14 protein-coding genes are annotated in these 16,428 nt (G+C 72.3%); 11 read left to right on the forward strand and 3 right to left on the reverse strand.

The window, feature by feature from the left end; all coding sequences use genetic code 11:
• The first annotated feature begins 76 nt into the window (after positions 1–76).
• Both EUA94_RS08945 and EUA94_RS08950 read left to right on the forward strand, forming a co-directional pair.
• Positions 77–1,153, forward strand: a complete 1,077-nt coding sequence (locus tag EUA94_RS08945; RefSeq protein WP_129426523.1) for an LLM class flavin-dependent oxidoreductase — start codon at positions 77–79, stop codon at positions 1,151–1,153.
• A 10-nt stretch (positions 1,154–1,163) separates the two neighbouring features.
• Positions 1,164–1,853: a CPBP family intramembrane glutamic endopeptidase gene (locus EUA94_RS08950; RefSeq protein ID WP_129426524.1), complete on the forward strand. Its 690-nt coding sequence runs from the start codon at positions 1,164–1,166 to the stop codon at positions 1,851–1,853.
• On the opposite strand, the gene EUA94_RS08955 is transcribed toward EUA94_RS08950, so the two are convergent.
• Both EUA94_RS08955 and EUA94_RS08960 read right to left on the reverse strand, forming a co-directional pair.
• Positions 1,833–2,741, reverse strand: coding sequence for an NAD(P)H-binding protein (locus tag EUA94_RS08955; protein ID WP_129426525.1), 909 nt, complete (start codon positions 2,739–2,741; stop codon positions 1,833–1,835). The genes EUA94_RS08950 and EUA94_RS08955 overlap by 21 nt on opposite strands.
• Before the next feature lie 35 nt (positions 2,742–2,776).
• Positions 2,777–4,102, reverse strand: coding sequence for a cation:proton antiporter (locus EUA94_RS08960; protein WP_129426526.1), 1,326 nt, complete (start codon positions 4,100–4,102; stop codon positions 2,777–2,779).
• A 141-nt stretch (positions 4,103–4,243) separates the two neighbouring features.
• Here EUA94_RS08960 and EUA94_RS08965 point away from each other — a divergent pair, with 141 nt between their 5' ends.
• On the forward strand, positions 4,244–4,927 hold the full coding sequence (locus tag EUA94_RS08965; protein WP_129426527.1) for a hypothetical protein: 684 nt from the start codon (positions 4,244–4,246) through the stop codon (positions 4,925–4,927).
• Here EUA94_RS08965 and EUA94_RS08970 read toward each other — a convergent pair.
• Positions 4,924–5,511 carry a helix-turn-helix domain-containing protein gene (locus tag EUA94_RS08970; RefSeq protein ID WP_242494758.1) on the reverse strand — a complete coding sequence of 196 codons (588 nt, stop codon included), beginning with the start codon at positions 5,509–5,511 and terminating at the stop codon, positions 4,924–4,926. The genes EUA94_RS08965 and EUA94_RS08970 overlap by 4 nt on opposite strands.
• A gap of 68 nt (positions 5,512–5,579) precedes the next feature.
• On the opposite strand from EUA94_RS08970, the gene EUA94_RS08975 reads away from it, so the two are divergent.
• The 8 genes from EUA94_RS08975 to EUA94_RS09010 all read left to right on the forward strand — a co-directional run bounded on the left by EUA94_RS08975 (position 5,580) and on the right by EUA94_RS09010 (position 16,427).
• Positions 5,580–6,791, forward strand: a complete 1,212-nt coding sequence (locus EUA94_RS08975; RefSeq protein ID WP_129426528.1) for an acetyl-CoA C-acetyltransferase — start codon at positions 5,580–5,582, stop codon at positions 6,789–6,791.
• A 100-nt stretch (positions 6,792–6,891) separates the two neighbouring features.
• The gene (locus EUA94_RS08980; RefSeq protein WP_129426529.1) at positions 6,892–9,129 is read left to right on the forward strand and encodes a 3-hydroxyacyl-CoA dehydrogenase NAD-binding domain-containing protein; all 2,238 of its coding nucleotides are present in this window, start codon (positions 6,892–6,894) and stop codon (positions 9,127–9,129) included.
• Positions 9,130–9,249: 120 nt separating this feature from the next.
• Positions 9,250–9,954 carry an ABC transporter ATP-binding protein gene (locus EUA94_RS08985; RefSeq protein WP_129426530.1) on the forward strand — a complete coding sequence of 235 codons (705 nt, stop codon included), beginning with the start codon at positions 9,250–9,252 and terminating at the stop codon, positions 9,952–9,954.
• The gene (locus tag EUA94_RS08990) at positions 9,938–11,476 is read left to right on the forward strand and encodes a hypothetical protein (RefSeq protein WP_129426531.1); all 1,539 of its coding nucleotides are present in this window, start codon (positions 9,938–9,940) and stop codon (positions 11,474–11,476) included. Before EUA94_RS08985 ends, EUA94_RS08990 begins: the two co-directional genes overlap by 17 nt.
• A gap of 193 nt (positions 11,477–11,669) precedes the next feature.
• Positions 11,670–12,311, forward strand: coding sequence for a PadR family transcriptional regulator (locus EUA94_RS08995; RefSeq protein WP_129426532.1), 642 nt, complete (start codon positions 11,670–11,672; stop codon positions 12,309–12,311).
• Positions 12,308–13,027: an ABC transporter ATP-binding protein gene (locus EUA94_RS09000; RefSeq protein ID WP_129426533.1), complete on the forward strand. Its 720-nt coding sequence runs from the start codon at positions 12,308–12,310 to the stop codon at positions 13,025–13,027. Before EUA94_RS08995 ends, EUA94_RS09000 begins: the two co-directional genes overlap by 4 nt.
• Positions 13,024–15,669: an ABC transporter permease gene (locus EUA94_RS09005; protein WP_129426534.1), complete on the forward strand. Its 2,646-nt coding sequence runs from the start codon at positions 13,024–13,026 to the stop codon at positions 15,667–15,669. The genes EUA94_RS09000 and EUA94_RS09005 overlap by 4 nt, the downstream gene beginning before the upstream one ends.
• Positions 15,670–15,812: 143 nt before the next feature.
• On the forward strand, positions 15,813–16,427 hold the full coding sequence (locus EUA94_RS09010) for a TetR/AcrR family transcriptional regulator (RefSeq protein WP_340640855.1): 615 nt from the start codon (positions 15,813–15,815) through the stop codon (positions 16,425–16,427).
• Position 16,428 lies beyond the last annotated feature (1 nt).

The following is a 16,428-nucleotide window of genomic DNA, read 5'->3' on the forward strand; positions in this document are numbered from 1 at the left end:
AGTCTCGTTCCAGGGCTGCCGTCGGAATGCCTCGCGATCCTCGGTGGTTCACCCTTCAACCACCTGAAGGAGCGCCATGACTGACCTCGACGGCACGTTCGACCACACCGTGCTCGGCACCCGCGAGCACCCCTCGCTCGGCCTCGACACGTTCGGCGACGCGCCCCTCGACGGGGCCCCGGGCAACCACGCGGCGACGCTGCGCGAGGTGGTCGCCGAGGCCGTCCTGGCCGACCGCGTCGGCATCGACTACATCGGGCTCGGTGAGCACCACCGCGCCGACTACGCGATCTCCGCGCCCGACATCGTGCTCGCCGCGATCGCCGGGCAGACCGAGCGCATCCGTCTCGGCACGGGTGTCACCGTCCTCTCCTCCGACGACCCGATCAGGGTGTACGAGCGGTTCGCGACGCTCGACGCGGTGAGCAACGGCCGCGCCGAGGTGCAGCTGGGCCGCGGCTCGTTCATCGAGTCGTTCGGCCTGTTCGGCCTCGACCTCGGCGACTACGACCGGCTCTTCGAGGAGAAGCTCGACCTCTTCGCCGCGCTCCAGCACGAGCAGCCGGTCTCGTGGGAGGGCAGCATCCGTACGCCTCTCGTCGACCAGCCGGTCTACCCGACCACGACCGCCGGCAAGCTGCCCGCCTGGATCGGCGTCGGCGGGACGCCGCAGTCGGTTGTCCGCGCGGCCCGCTACGGCATGCCGCTGATGCTTGCCGTGATCGGCGGATCGCCCTCGGCGTTCGTCCCGTTCGCCGAGCTCTACCGCGAGGCGCTGGGCCAGCTCGACCTGCCCGAGCTGCCCATCGGCATGCACTCACCGGGGCACATCGCGGCCACCGACGAGGAGGCGCGCGAGCAGCTCTTCCCGCACCAGGCCGAGCTCGTCACCCGCATCGGCCGCGAGCGCGGCTGGGGTCCGTACAGCCGGATCGCCTTCGAGCAGAGCGCAGCCCCGCAGGGGGCGCTGTTCGTCGGCTCGCCCGAGACCGTCGCCCAGAAGATCGCGTGGGCGGCGCGCACGCTCGGCCTCTCGAGGTTCCAGCTGAAGTACTCCGTGGGTGCGCTCCCGCACGACCAGCGGCTGGAGTCGATCCGGCTCTACGGCGAGGAAGTCATCCCGCGCGTCCGTGAGCTCATGGCCGCCTCCTAGGCTTGGTGACATGCGCACCTTCATCCAGCGATCGCTGTGGGACGTCGTCCCGCGCGACCAGCGCGACAGCGACGCCGCCTTCCGGCGCCGCCAGGTCGTTGCCGCGATCGTGGTGCTCGTCGGAGCCGGCGTCCTGGGCTGGTCGCTGCGCCTCGAGCCGGGCGGCAACACCTTCTACGTCGCTGCGATCGTGCTGGCCGGGGTCTGGGCGGCAGGCGCGTTCCTGTCCGGTCGTCTCCACCTCGGTCGGATGGCCCGCAGCAACGAGGTCTTCGTCCGCCCGATCCTGGCGCCGATCATGCTCGGGCTGCTGCTGGTCGGGGTCTTCGTCCTCGGCGCGCTCGTCGTGCGCGAGATCCCACCGCTGGCGACGTACGTCAGCTCCGTCCTGGAGTACGCCGACGAGGGCTCGCTGACCCTGCTCGCGATCATCACGTTCTTCAACGGCATCGCCGAGGAGCTGTTCTTCCGGGGCGCGATGTACGCCGCGATCCCGAAGCACCCGGTCTTCTGGACGACCCTCGCCTACGTCGTCGCGACGCTCGCCACCGGCAACGTGATGCTGGCCTTCGCGGCCATCCTGCTCGGCGTGGTCTGCGGCCTCGAGCGCAGGGCCAGCGGCGGCATCCTCGCGCCGATCCTGACCCACATCACGTGGTCGCTGTCGATGCTCTTCCTGCTACCGCTTCTCTTTGCCTAGGGCCGCCGCCCGCTCGGCCAGCGCACGGCGTACGGCCTCCTCGTAGGTCTGCGGCTCGCCCGGCACGACCTCGCGGATCGAGGTGTCTCGGACCACGACCTCGGTGGACATCGAGTCGATGAGGTTGCGCCCGGTGGTGACGTCGACGTCGGTGACCAGCGCGAGCCAGCGCGACGAGAGGCCGGGCGTGAGGAGCGGGACGACGACGATCGGGAGCTTGCGGCCGTTCATCGCGAGCGCGACGCCCTGCAGCATCTCGCGGTAGGTCAGGGTGTCCGGGCCGCCGATCTCGAAGACCCGGTCCAGCGCCTCGTCCTGGCCGACCACGCCGGCGAGGTAGCGGACCACGTCGTCGATCGAGATCGGCTGGGTGCGGGTGCCGACCCACTTGGGCACGACCATCGCGGGCAGGTTCTTGACCAGCTGGCGGGTGAGCTCCCACGAGATGCCGCCGTGGCCGACCACGATCGCGGCGCGCAGCACGGTGACCGGCACGCCGTCGGTGCCGAGCAGCCCCTCGACCTCGCGGCGCGAGCGCAGGTGGGCCGAGAGCTCCTGGCCCTCGTCGCCGAGCCCGCCCATGTAGACGATCTGGCTGAGCCCGGCCGCCTTCGCTGCGGCGCTGAAGTTGCGCGCCGCCTGCGCGTCCTTGCGCTCGAAGTCGGGGTCGTCGAGCGAGTGCACGAGGTAGATCGCGACATCCACGCCGTCGAGCGCCGGCCGCAGCGAGTCGGCGTCCATCACGTCCGCGCCGACCGGCTCACCCGGGCCGTCGTACGTCTCCGGGTGCCGCGTCATCGCGCGTACGTCGTGCCCGGCGTCGATCAGTGCAGGGACGAGGCGGCGGCCGATGAAGCCTGTCGCGCCGGTGACGAGGACGGTGGTCATGGGTCCATGCTGTCAGCCGCGCCCAGCGGGCTGCCTCATCCTGCGGGGGAAGTCCGTCCGCGACGGGCGTCGAGCCGCGCCATCGCCGGTGTCGCGGTGATGCCGTGGAGCAGCACCGACACGATCACGGTGAAGGCCACCGTCGACCACAGCCACGACTCGTCGGCCAGCTGCTCGTGGCTCGCGGCGTACGCGAGGTAGAACAGCGACCCGACGCCGCGGACCCCGAAGAACGCGACCGCCATCATCTCGCCGCGGTCGAGTCCGCCCTCGCTCCGCTCGTCGCGGGGGAGCACGGCCAGCGCGACCCAGCCGGCCAGCGGGCGTACGACGAGCACGAGGGCGAGCGCGACGACGACGCCGCGCCAGTCGAGGTGCTCGAGCAGGCCCTGGGTCATCGCCATGCCCAGCACCAGCAGGACGAGGAGCGTCATCAGTCGCTCGAGGCGCTCGACGACGGCGTGCATCGCGCGCTGGTAGGAGTGGCCCCGCTCGGACGCGCGGAGCCGCATCGCGCAGGCGAAGACCGCGAGGAAGCCGTAGCCGCCGACCAGCTCCGCGGCGCCGTACGACGCCAGCAGCGCCGCGAGCGCCAGGAGCGGCTCGCCGTGGTCGGCCAGCCGCAGGTTGTCGCTGCGGGAGTGGAAGGCCTGCCGACCGAGCAACCAGCCCACGCCGAGCCCGACGGCGACGCCGAGCGCGATCTTGCCCAGGACGTACCACCCGACCCAGGCGCCGGCGTCCAGCGCCGTGAAGCCGCCCGCCAGGAGCAGGAGCGCGAGGTGGACGAACGGGAAGGCGAGGCCGTCGTTGAGGCCGGCCTCGGCCGTCAGCGAGAACCGGATGTCGTCGTCCTCCTGCTGCCGGTCCTCCTCGCCGTCGGGATCGTCGACGTCGTCGGTCAGCGGCTCGCCGACCTGGACGTCGGAGGCGAGCACGGGGTCGGTCGGGGCGAGGACGGCGCCCAGCAGCAGCGCGACAGCCGGCGCGAGACCGGCCACCCACCACCCGATGACCGTGACGCCGAGGATCGTGAGTGGCATCGCGACCAGCAGCAGCCGCCACACCGGCGACCACGCGCGCCAGCAGGCCCACCTCCGGAGGTCGAGGGGTCGGTCGATGGCGAGGCCGACGCCCATCAGCGAGACGAGCACGGTGAACTCGGTGACGTGCGTGATCAGGTCGCGGTGGTCCTGCGGCTCCATGCTGACGTCGCCGGCGAGGGGGAGCAGCCCCATCGCCATGCCCACCGCGACCAGCACCATCGGCGGCGACAGCGCGATGCGTCGCGTCGCCTGCGGCAGGACGATCGCGAGCAGGAGGGACAGACCGAGCAGGAAGTAGACCGCGGCTGCAGTCATCGGGCCCGCGGGGCAGGGGTCTGGGCGTCGGGCACGCGCCCACTCTCGCAGCGCACGGAGGCTGCTGTCGTCCGGTGACCACCCGGATGGGCGCGGTCGCGCCTGTCGCGTCGATCCGGGCCCGACCCCGATGATGAGTCTGTGCACTCGCCGCGACCTCCGACCGCGGTCCTGCTCGTCGCCGCGGCGGTGCTGCAGCTCCTCGGCCAGCTGCTCCTCCGGCTCCCGTCGGCGCACGCGCCCGGTGCGGACGAAGCCTCTGGCGCGTGGGTCGTCGCCCACGTCGTCCTCGTGCTGGCCGCGCTCTCCCTGCTGGCCGCCATGGTCCTCGTCGCCCGGGTGGTCGGGTCCGGCCCGCTCACCTGGCTGGGCCTCTGCCTGGCCGCCGTCGGCCAGGCGCTGACGCTCGCGGTGCTCGGCATCGACCTCGGGCTGGGGTCCGCGCCGGTCGACGTGATCCGCGCGCTGGACACGTGGGACTTCCTCGCGGTCGCGGGTGCCGTGGTGCTGCTGCTCGAGCTCCGCCGGCGTGGGCGAGTCGGGCCGGGCGTCGAGCCGGCACTCATCGCGCTGGCCGTTCCGTCCATCGAGGGGCTGGTCCTTGTCGCAGCGGTGGCCGTCGTCCTGGGGTTCGGTGCGCTCGCGGTCGACCTCGTCCGCGGGCGCGGGCGCAGGCACCGGGCGTACGCGTGGCCGCCCGTCGTGACCGTCGTCGCGTACGCCGTGGCAGGGTCGGTGAGCTGGCAGCGTGCGGCGCTCGCCGTCGTCGTGCTCGTGTGGACCGTGGTGGCCCTCAGGTCGCAGCGCCCGGCGGCCGAGGTCTAGCGGGGGCGCTTCCCGTCGTACGTCGCCTGGCTCTCGTCGATCGCCTGCTCGTAGGCCGTCACGAGACCGGCGATGGTGAGCGGCTTGAGCCGGTGGATGAACTCACGCAGCTGCTCGGCGGTGTAGCCGGCCTCGCGGAACTGCGGCCACACCATCGCGCGGACGATCTCCGACAGTTCCTCGGCGACCTGGCGCCCGTGCTCGGCGTACACCTCGATGACGGCCTGCGCCGCCTCGGGCGAGATGCCCATGCCGGAGAGGCCGCCGGGGACGTCGACGTCGCGGTCGCCGGTGATCGGCGCCAGCAGCGAGAGGTGCCGCGCGATGTCGGACGGCGTCGCCGAGTCCGGGATGCGCTCGACGTACTTCTCGATCGCGGAGAGCGTGAAGCCGTGGCCCTGGAGCTCGCGCACGAGCTCGAGGCGGGCGACGTGGTCGGGGCCGTAGTAGCCCGACCGACCGCGGCGTACGGGCGGGGGGACCAGGCCGCGCGAGGCGTAGAAGCGCACGTTGCGCGCGCTGACGCCCGTACGCTCCGTCAGCTCGTCGAGCGTGAGCAGCTCGGCCTCCACCTCGACCTCCACTGGTCCCTCCTCCGTGACGCCCGACACACCTGTTGGACTGTGACAGTAATGGTGTCACAATCGCTGGCATGGCAGAAGCATTCGTCTACGACCACATCCGGACTCCTCGTGGCCGCGGCAAGGCCGTCGGCTCGCTGCACGAGGTCAAGCCGGTCGACCTGGTCGTCGGACTCCTCGACGAGCTCAAGACCCGCAACCCCACGCTCGACACCGGCCGCGTCGACGACGTCGTGCTCGGCGTTGTGACCCCCATCGGCGACCAGGGCGGCGACATCGCCAAGACCGCGGCCCTCAAGGCCGGCTACCCCGAGACCGTCGCTGGCGTGCAGCTCAACCGGTTCTGCGCCTCCGGCCTCGAGGCCGTCAACCAGGCGGCGCAGCGCGTGCGCTCGGGCTTCGAGGACCTCATCATCGCCGGTGGCGTCGAGTCGATGAGCCGCGTGCAGATGGGCAGCGACGGCGGCGCCTGGGCGATGGACCCGGCCACCGCGCTGCAGACCGGCTTCGTGCCGCAGGGCATCGGCGCCGACCTGATCGCCACGATCGAGGGCTGGAACCGCGAGGACGTCGACGCGTACGCCGCCGAGTCCCACCACCGCGCCGCGAAGGCGTGGGCCAACGGCTACTTCGACGGAGCCGTCATCCCGGTCAAGGACCTCAGCGGCGTGACCGTGCTCGACCGCGACGAGACCGTTCGACCCGACACCTCGGTCGAGGGCCTCGCCGGCCTCAAGCCCTCGTTCGCCGGGATCGGCAAGGACGCCGGCTTCGACGACGTCGCGCTGGAGAAGTACCACTGGATCCCCGCGATCGACCACGTCCACCACGCCGGCAACTCCTCGGGCATCGTCGACGGCGCTGCCGTGATGGCGATCGGCACCGAGGAGGTCGGCACGTCGCTGGGGCTGACCCCGCGGGCCCGGATCATCTCGACCGCCGTGTCGGGCGCCGACCCCACGATCATGCTCACCGGCCCGGCCCCCGCCGCGCGCAAGGCCCTCGCCCGCGCCGGCCTCGAGGTCGAGGACATCGACCTCTTCGAGATCAACGAGGCCTTCGCCGCCGTCGCCATGCGCTTCATGCGCGACCTCGGCATCAGCCACGAGATCACCAACGTCAACGGCGGCGCGATCGCGATGGGCCACCCCCTCGGCGCCACCGGCGCGATGATCCTCGGCACCCTCGTCGACGAGCTCGCCCGCCGCGACCTCAAGCGCGGCCTCGCCACGCTCTGCGTCGGCGGCGGCATGGGGATTGCGACGATCGTCGAGCTCGTCTGACCTTCCTCTCGGCCCGGGGTAGTCCAGTGAGAATTGGCTGCCCCGGAGCCGCGAGCACGACCACTTGCCACTGGACTACCCCGGCAGACAGGACCTCCGCATGAGCACGACCCAGACCCAGACCGCCGTCCGCTACGACCGCGACGCCGACGGCATCGTCACGCTGACCCTCGACGACCCGAACACCAGCGCCAACACCATGAACGAGCTCTACCTCTCGTCCATGGAGGCGGCCGTCCGGCGCCTGTACGACGAGCAGGACGACGTCACCGGTGTGGTCCTGGCGAGCGCCAAGAAGACTTTCTTCGCCGGAGGCAACCTCAAGAGCATGGTCACCGCGACCCCGGACGACGCCGACGAGATCTTCGCGATGGGCGAGGCCGTGAAGTCCAGCCTGCGCCGGCTCGAGACCTTCCCGCGGCCCGTCGTCGCGGCGATCAACGGCGCCGCCCTCGGTGGCGGCCTGGAGATCGCACTGGCTGCCAACCGCCGCATCGCCGTCGACGACCGCTCGGTGAAGATCGGGCTGCCCGAGTCGACGCTCGGCCTGCTGCCCGGGGGCGGCGGGGTCACCCGCGTCGTACGCATGCTGGGGTTGCAGTCCGCGCTGATGGACGTGCTGATGCCGGGCACGCAGTTCGACCCGCAGGGTGCGCTGGCGAAGGGCCTCATCGACGAGGTGCTTCCGACGCGTGAGGAGCTCGTGCCGGCCGCCAAGGCATGGATCCTGTCGCACCAGGGCGACGAGGACGCGGCGAAGAACCCGTGGGACCGCGCCGGCTACAAGATGCCCGGCGGCACCCCGAAGACCCCGGCGCTGGCACAGTTCCTGCCGGCGTTCCCCGCGCTGCTGCGCAAGCAGACCAAGGGCGCCATCTACCCCGCGCCGCGCGCGATCATGAGCGCAGCGGTCGAGGGCGCGCAGGTCGACTTCGACACCGCGTCGCGCATCGAGAGCCGCTACTTCACCAACCTGGTCGTCAGCCAGCAGTCGAAGAACATGATCCAGGCGTTCTTCTTCGACCTCCAGGCGATCAACTCCGGATCCCTGCGTCCGCAGGGCATCGAGCGCTGGCATGCCACCAAGGTCGGCGTGCTCGGCGCCGGGATGATGGGTGCCGGCATCGCGTACTCGTGCGCCCGCGCCGGCATGCAGGTCGTGCTCAAGGACGTCTCGCTCGAGTCGGCCGAGAAGGGCAAGGCGTACACCGGGAAGCTCAACGCCAAGGGCATCGAGCGCGGCAAGCTGACGCAGGAGAAGGCCGACGAGCTGCTCGGCCGGATCACCGCCACCGCCGACCCTGCGGACCTCGCCGGCTGCGACCTAGTCATCGAGGCCGTCTTCGAGGACCCGTCGCTGAAGGCCAAGGTCTTCGCGGAGGTGGCGCCGTTCGTGAACGACGACGCGCTGCTGTGCTCGAACACCTCCACGCTGCCGATCACCGAGCTCGCGGGCGGCATCGACCGTCCCGCCGACTTCATCGGCCTGCACTTCTTCAGCCCCGTCGACAAGATGCCGCTGGTCGAGATCATCCGCGGCAAGGAGACCTCCGACGTGGCGCTGGCCAAGGCGTACGACGTCGTCCAGCAGATCCGCAAGACGCCGATCGTGGTCAACGACGCCCGCGGTTTCTACACCTCGCGGGTCATCGGCACCCAGATCAACGAGGGCCTGACGATGCTCGCCGAGGGCGTGCACCCGGTCTCGCTGGAGCGCGCCGCGACGTCAGCCGGCTTCCCGGTGGGGCCGCTGCAGATCAGCGACGAGCTCAACATGGAGCTGATGGCCAAGATCCGCAAGGCCACCGAGGACGCCGCCGCACGCGACGGCGTCGACCTGGGCGACTACCGCGCCGGTGACGTGATCGCGACGATGATCGGGCTCGGTCGGCCCTCCCGGCTCAAGGGCGCGGGCTTCTACGACTACGACGACAACGGCCGGCGTACGACCCTGTGGCCCGGGCTCGCCGAGACGTTCCCCACGGCTGGCGCTGGAGGGGGCGAGCAGCAGGTCCCGATCCGCGACGTACGCGACCGGATGCTCTTCATCGAGGCGATCGAGACCGCGAAGTGCTTCGAGGAGGGCGTCATCACCTCCGCCGCCGCGGCCAACATCGGCTCGATCATGGGCATCGGCTTCCCCGCGCTGACCGGTGGTGCCGCCCAGTTCATGACCGGCTGGCAGGCGCTCGACGAGACCGGCCACGGCGTCGGCCCCATCGGGCTCGCCGCGTTCCTGGCTCGCGCCGACGAGCTCGCCGAGGCGTACGGCGACCGCTTCCGCCCCACGGCGTACCTCCGCGACCTGGCAGCGAAGGGCGAGTCCTTCCCCGCCTGACCGGGCACTTCCTCGCGCTGAGGGACGCTGACCGGGCACTTCCTTGCGCTGCTACCGCGAGGAAGTGCCCGGTCGCTGCATTTCACCGCGAGGAAGTGCCCGGTCGGCGAGAATGTATGGGTGAGCCAGCCCCCGCCCCCCGCGGTCCTCGTCCGCGACCTCCACGTCCGCTTCGGCGACGTCGAGGCCGTCTCGGGTGTCGACCTGAGCGCCGACAGCGGGCAGGCGACCGCGCTGCTCGGCCGCAACGGCGCAGGCAAGTCGACCACGATGAAGGTCCTCGCCGGAGTGGTGCCGCCGACCGCCGGTGAGGTCACCGTGGGCGGCCACGACGCCGCCTCCGACGCCCTCGGCGTGAAGCGGGTCGTCGGCTACTGCCCCGACGTGGGCGGCCTGGTCCCGCGGGCGACGCCGTGGGAGCACCTGCAGCTCAGCGCCCGGCTGCGTCGGATGGACGACTGGGAGGAGCGCGGCCGCGACATGCTCGAGCGCTTCGAGCTCGGCGATGTCGCGCACCGGGTCGTCGGCGGGTTCAGCCACGGCATGAGCCGCCGGCTCAGCGTGGTGCTAGCCGCCCTGCACGAGCCCTCGGTCCTGTTGCTCGACGAGCCGTTCGACGGCGTCGACCCGCTCGGCGTCGAGGCCACCCTGGAGGTCGTGGCCGACGCGCGCGCCCGCGGTGCCTGCGTCCTGCTCTCCACCCACTTGCGCGACCTCGCCCTCGAGGCCTGCAGCACGGCGGTCGTGCTGCGCGGCGGCAACCGCGTCGCCGCCATGCAGGCCGGCGAGCTCACCGGCGAGGCCTACCGTGCGCTCCTCGACTGACGGCTGGGCCGATGCGCTTCGCGACACCGGCCACCTGGTCGCCTTCCGCGCCCGGACCGTACGCCGCCGCAGGGCCTCGGCCGTCGGCCTGGTCGTGGTCCTGCTGCTGACCGCGGGCTTCGCGGTCGGGCCGAGCTCCTTCGACCTGCACACCTCGGGGTCCTCCGCACTCGACCGGGCGGTCTCTGCGCTGGAGGGCAACCTCGGCGGCACCTTCGCCGGCTTCCTGCTGCTGGCCATCAGCGCGGCGATGGGCAGCGGCGGCGGTCGCGAGCTGCTGTCGCGCAGCGAGGTCGCGATCCATCCCGTCAGCCCGGTCACCGAGCACCTCGGCGCCCTCCTGCTCGCGCCGCTCAACCTCGCCTGGCTCGTCCAGATGTGGAGCCTGCTCGCGATTACCGCGCTCGTCACCCCGCCCGAGCGGCTGCTCGGCGCCCAGCTGGTGGTGCTCGCGTGGGTGCTTGCCGCGACGGGCATCGGCCAGGCGATCGGCTGGACGGCGGAGGGAGTGCGGCGTACGACCCATGGCGTCGTCGTGGTCCGCGTCGTCAGCGGCGTGGTCGTGGTCGTCCTCGCCGGACTGCACCTCGCCGGGGCCCTCGGCCCACTGGTCCGCTCGCTCCCGACGACGTGGATGGCCGAGACGGCCCAGACCACGAGCTGGCCCGTGGCAGCGCTGCTCCTGCTGGCGCTCGCAGTGGTCGGCGTCGTCGTCGGCGCCCGCCCGGCGGCCTGGGCCCTCGGGCTGCAGCCGCGCGAAGAGCTGCGCGTCCAGTCCGGGGTGCACGAGGCGCGCCACGCGCCCGCGCCGCGGTGGGGCTCGCCCGACCGTGCCCTCCTGCGTCGGCTCGACCGAGGCTCGGTCTGGCGCTCGGTCGGCATGCGTCGCGGACTCCTGGTCCTCGGCATCGGTCCCGGCCTGGTGGCGCTCGTCGCCGGACTCCAGTGGAGCTCGGTGATGTTGCTGCCCGGCCTGACCGCGAGCGGCGCAGCGCTGCTGTTCGGCGTCAACGCCTGGTGCCTCGACGGCAAGGGCATGGTCTGGCGCGAGACGCTCCCGGTGTCCGCGGCCGACGTGTTCGACGTACGAGCGCTCGTCGTCGCCGAGTGCATGGCGATGGTGTCCGGCGTGACCGTCGTGCTCGCGCTGCTCCGCAACGGGCTGCCGCCTCTCGTCGTCGGCGCGGCCGTCCTCTCGTGCTGGCTCGTTGTGCTTGTCCAGGTCCTCGCGATCGTGATGTCGTGGTCGATCCGCGCGCCCTTCTCCGTCGACCTCTCCTCGCCCCGCGCGACGCCGGCGCCGCACGCGTCGATGGCGGCGTACGCCGGCAAGCTCTCGCTCGTCACCACGCTCACCGGCATGGTCTTCACGACCATCTCGACCGGGCCGTGGGCCTGGCTCCCTCCCGCCATGGCCGTCCCGTTCCTCGCCTGGTCGACCGTCCGCCTCGTCCGCGCCCGCCGTCGCTGGCTCGCCCCCGCCGAGCGGGCCCGGGTCGTCCTCACGGTCGCGGCCGTCTGAGGGCTGCCCGCTTGCAGGAGTCACCGCTGAAGCGGTGACTCCGTCGCGGGTAGGCCGTTGCAACGGCACAGCAGCGCAAGACTTCCCCCAACCGCCCCTCGGCGGAGGGATGCTCAACGGCATGCATACGTGGTATACATACCCGGTATCCACTGCTCACGGGGGGCGGCGGAGGGTGACCACGGAGGCGCGGATGTCGATCCGGCAGGCGATGCTGGCGATCCTGGAGCAGGGGCCGATGTACGGCTACCAGCTGCGGGCCGAGTTCGAGCAGCGCACGGGGGAGACCTGGCCGCTCAACATCGGGCAGGTCTACACGACCCTGACGCGCCTGGAGCGTGACGGACTGGTCGAGGTCGTCGTTGAGGAGGCAGCGAGCGGGAACGCCGGGCACGGGGGTGCCGGCGAACCGCTCGGATCCGACCGTACGCACGTCTACCGCGCCACCGAGGCCGGACGGAGCGAGGTGTCGGCGTGGTTCGCCACGCCGGTGCCTCGCTCCCAGCCGCCGCGCGACGAGCTGGCCATCAAGCTCGCGATCGCCGTGACGCTGCCCGGCGTCGACGTCGGCTCGATCATCCAGCGCCAGCGCAGCGCCACGATGACCTCGCTCCAGGACTACACCCGCCTCAAGCGCACCGGCCGCGCCGCGACGCCCCAGGATTCCGCCGACCTGGCCTGGAGCCTGGTTCTCGACTCGCTCGTCTTCGACGCCGAGGCCGAGGTGCGGTGGCTCGACCACTGCGAGGCCCGGCTGCGGCGCGCGGCGGTGGAGCGTGGAGACGTACGCACGGGCGCCGCGAGCGCGAACAGGACCGAGGGGGCTCCCCGATGAACGCCGTCCTCCACCTCGCCGCCGTCTCGCGCGTCCACGGCCAGGGCGCGACCGAGGTCCACGCCCTGCGCAGCGTCACGTTCCGGGCACGCCCCGGCGAGCTCGTCGCCGTGATGGGTCCGTCGGGTTCGGGCAAGTCGACCCTGCTGACCCTGGCCGGCGGCCTCGACGCCCCGACGTCGGGCTCGGTCTGGATCGAGGGCACCGACCTGGCCTCGCTCGACAACGCCGGCCGCGCGCGCATCCGGCGTACGTCCGTGGGCTACGTCTTCCAGGACTTCAACCTGATCCCCGCGCTCACGGCCGCCGAGAACGTCGCCCTGCCCCGCGAGCTCGACGGCGAGAAGTCGAAGATCGCGCGCCGGCTCGCGCTCGTCGCGCTGGAGGAGGTCGGCATCGTCGACCTCGTCGACCGGTTCCCGGACGAGATGTCGGGCGGCCAGCAGCAGCGGGTCGCGATCGCCCGCGCCATCGTCGGCGAGCGCCGGCTGATCCTGGCCGACGAGCCGACCGGGGCCCTCGACACCGACACCGGCGAGGAGATCCTGCGACTCCTCCGGGCCCGCTGCGACGCCGGCGCGGCCGGGGTGATGGTGACCCACGAGGCCCGGCACGCGGCCTGGGCCGACCGGGTGGTCTTCCTGCGCGACGGCGTCATCGTCGACGAGACCGGCGCCGACGAGCCGGAGACCCTGCTGGCAGGGGAGACGAGGTGACGGGCTGGCGCCCGGCCCTCCTCATCGCCTGGCGCGACGCGCTGCGCCACAAGGGCCGCAGCGTCCTGGTGCTGGTGATGATCAGCCTGCCCGTGCTCGCTGTCAGTGCGGCCGCAGTGGTCATCAAGACCGGCGAGGTCAGCGGCATCGAGGGCGCCGAACGCCGTCTCGGAGCGGCCGACGCGCGCATCCTCACGGAGGGCCGTGGACGGATCGTGCAGGCGCCCGACGTCAGCAACGGCGAGTGGAGCTTCATCGGCGAGGCCGACTACGACAACCCCGCGACGGAGGACGACGTACGCGGTGTGCTGGGCGCCGACACCCGACTGCTCCCGATCACGAGCGGCTGGTCGCGGGCGCGGCTCGGTGATCGGGTGATCGACTTCTCGACGACCGGCGTCGACCTGTCCGACCCGCTCACCCGCGGGCTCTTCGACCTCGAGACCGGCCACCTGCCCCAGGCGCCCGGCGAGGTCGTCGTCAACGACGCGATGATCACGAAGGGCTTCGCTGTCGGGGACGAGCTCGAGGTCGGCGGCACGACCCTCACCATCACGGGGGGAGGCCGCGACGCGACGGACCGTACGCAACCGATCGTCATCGGCTCCGTGGAGGACCTCGTCGACGAGTCGACCAACCGCCGGGAGTGGCTCGTGGATGCCGGCGGTCCGGTGTCGTGGTCGACGGTGCAGGAGCTCAACGAGATCGGCGGCGTCGTCACCTCACGCGCCGTGCTGGCGGACCCGCCCGACGTCGCGTCGATGGCCGAGCAGATGGGCTACGACACCGGGCAGGACGAGATCTTCGCGATCGTCGCCCTGATCGTCGTGATGGCGCTGATCGAGGTCGTCCTGCTGGCCGGGCCGGCGTTCGCGGTCGGGGCCCGACGCCACGCCCGCACCCTCGCGCTGATCGCCGCGTCTGGCGGTACGCCCGCGCAGTCGCGGCGCGTCATCCTCGGCAGTGGCGTCGTGCTCGGGCTCGTCGCCTCGGGCATCGGGCTGGTGCTCGGCATCGTGGCCGGCTGGGCACTCCTGCCGCTGGTCCAACGGTTCAACGGCGAGTGGTTCGGCCCGTTCGAGCTGCCCTGGCTCTACCTCCTCGCCATCGTCGCCTTCGGGCTCCTCTCCGCCCTCCTCGCCTCGGCCGTGCCCGCCTGGCTCGCCAGTCGCCAGGACGTCGTGGCGGTGCTGGCCGGACGTCGCGGCGACCGCAGTCCGCGCGCGTCGACGCCGGTGGTCGGCCTGGTGCTCCTCGGCGTCGGCATCGCCGCGTCGGCGTACGGCGCGGTCACCTCCGACAGCGGCAACGGCGCCCTCTGGATCGCCGGCTCGGCCGTGGTGTCGGTGCTCGGGATGATCCTGGTCGTGCCGGTGGTGGTGTCCGCCGTCGCGCGCGTCTCCGGTCGGCTCCCGCTCACCGCGAGGTACGCCGCCCGCGACGCGGCGCGCCACCGTACGCGGACCGTGCCGGCCGTGGCCGCCGTCGCCGCGACGGTCGCCGGGGTTGTCGCGCTCGGCATCGCGAACGCCAGCGACGAGCGGCAGAACGAGATGACGTACACGCCGCAGGCCCAGATGGGCGCCGGCTTCATCTCCTGGGGCCCCGACCTCCTCCCGGGCGAGGAGCTCGCCGACGCCGCCACCACCTGGACGCGGTTGGAGGAGGTCGCCCGCGCGGCCGCCCCCGGCGTCGAGGTGACCGCCGTGCAGGGGCTCAACGACGTCTACGACCCCAACGGCTACACCACGACGTTCATCGAACCGGCCCGCGGCATGCAGGACACGTGCTGCCTGTCGGTCTACGGCCCGACCGTCACCGTGGCCGACAGCGCTGCCGACCTCGGCATCACCGGAGCGACCGCCGAGGTGGTGGACCGTACGCTCGCGGCCGGCCGCGCGATCGTCTTCACCGGCTCCCTCGACGGCGAGACCGAGGCGACCGTGCGTCGCGAGACCTGGCGCCCGAACAGCGACGAGTCGGACGTCGAGACCACGCCCGGTGTGGCGGCCCAGCTGGTGCGATGGGACCCCGCGGACTCCTCGCCGGCACCGACCAGCGCGATCCTGCCGACCGCGCTCGCCGACGAGCTCGGCCTCGACGTCACGACGGTCAGCCTGCGCCTGACCGGCGACCTCGACGAGGCGAGCGAGACCCGGATCCGCGAGGACGTGCGGGGCGCCGTCGACGGGACCTACCTCTACGTCGAGCGCGGCTACGAACGCCCCGACGAGGCGGTGATCATCCTCCTGGTGCTCGGTGCGCTCGGCGGCGTGCTCATGCTCGGCGGCACCCTCACCGCGACGTTCCTCGCGCTCTCCGACGCCAAGCCCGACCTGGCCACGCTGTCCGCGGTCGGCGCGGCACCGCGGGCGCGGCGGCGGGTCGCGGCGGCGTACGCCCTGGTCATCGGCGTCGTCGGCGCGATCCTCGGGGCGGGGGTGGGCTTCATCCCGGGCATCGCGATCTCGCGTCCGCTGACCGCCGGGTCGGGCAGCAACAGCGCGGCGCCCGACGGTCCGTTCCTCGCGATCCCGTGGCTGCTGATCATCACCATCGTGGTGGCGCTCCCGCTGCTGACCGCCGCCGTTGTCGGGCTGACCGCCCGCTCGCGGCTGCCTCTGGTCGCCCGCCTCGACTGACCTCCCTCGCTTGTGCGCTGGGTATCTAGGGACAATCTGGTAGGTGAAACGGGGGTTCTGCCCACCAGATTGTCCCTAGATACCCAGCCGGGTGAGAAAAAGTCAGGCTTGACTGTTTGTTTGTACGACGGCAGGCTGGGGTCGTGACCTCACAGGCCCAGGCGACCCGGGTGCCCCAGGCGGACCGGACCCGCGCGATGCGGGCCCGGCTGCTGGAGGCGACGGTGGAGGTGCTGGTCGAGCGGGGGTTCGCCGGCACGTCGACCACACTTGTCTCCGAGCGGGCGGGCGTGAGCAGGGGAGCGCAGCTGCACCACTTCCCGACGAAGAACGATCTCGTCGTCGCGGCCGTCGAGCACCTCACCGAGCGCCGGGGCGCCGAGCTGGCGGAGGCCGTGGCGCAGCTGCCGGCCGGCGGCCGCCGTACGCGCGCCGTCGTCACGATGCTCGGTGACCACTTCGCCTCCCCGGTCTTCGCCGCCGCGCTCGAGCTCTGGGTCGCGGCCCGCACCGACGAGGCGCTGCTCGCTGCCGTCGCGCCGCTGGAGCAGCGGGTCGGGCGCGAGGCGCACCGGATGACCGCCGCCGCCCTCGGTGCCGACGAGTCCAGGCCCGGCGTACGCGAGCTCGTGCAGGCGACCCTCGACCTGGTCCGCGGGCTGGGCCTGGCCTCCACCATCTCCGATGACTCCGCCCGCCGGCGCAGGATCCTGCGCGAGTGGGCCGACGTCCTGGACCGCGAAATGACGAGGAACTGAA

It is taken from the genome of Nocardioides zhouii (assembly GCF_004137345.1).
GTDB classification, from domain to species: domain Bacteria; phylum Actinomycetota; class Actinomycetes; order Propionibacteriales; family Nocardioidaceae; genus Nocardioides; species Nocardioides zhouii.

Coding starts and splice junctions, on each gene's coding strand:
- EUA94_RS08995 (WP_129426532.1), top strand. CDS start 11,670: ATGTCGATCCGGCAGGCGATGCTGGCGATCCTGGAGCAGGGGCCGATG.
- EUA94_RS09000 (WP_129426533.1), top strand. CDS start 12,308: ATGAACGCCGTCCTCCACCTCGCCGCCGTCTCGCGCGTCCACGGCCAG.
- EUA94_RS08945 (WP_129426523.1), top strand. CDS start 77: ATGACTGACCTCGACGGCACGTTCGACCACACCGTGCTCGGCACCCGC.
- EUA94_RS08980 (WP_129426529.1), top strand. CDS start 6,892: ATGAGCACGACCCAGACCCAGACCGCCGTCCGCTACGACCGCGACGCC.
- EUA94_RS08955 (WP_129426525.1), bottom strand. CDS start 2,741: ATGACCACCGTCCTCGTCACCGGCGCGACAGGCTTCATCGGCCGCCGC.
- EUA94_RS08960 (WP_129426526.1), bottom strand. CDS start 4,102: ATGACTGCAGCCGCGGTCTACTTCCTGCTCGGTCTGTCCCTCCTGCTC.
- EUA94_RS08950 (WP_129426524.1), top strand. CDS start 1,164: ATGCGCACCTTCATCCAGCGATCGCTGTGGGACGTCGTCCCGCGCGAC.
- EUA94_RS08975 (WP_129426528.1), top strand. CDS start 5,580: ATGGCAGAAGCATTCGTCTACGACCACATCCGGACTCCTCGTGGCCGC.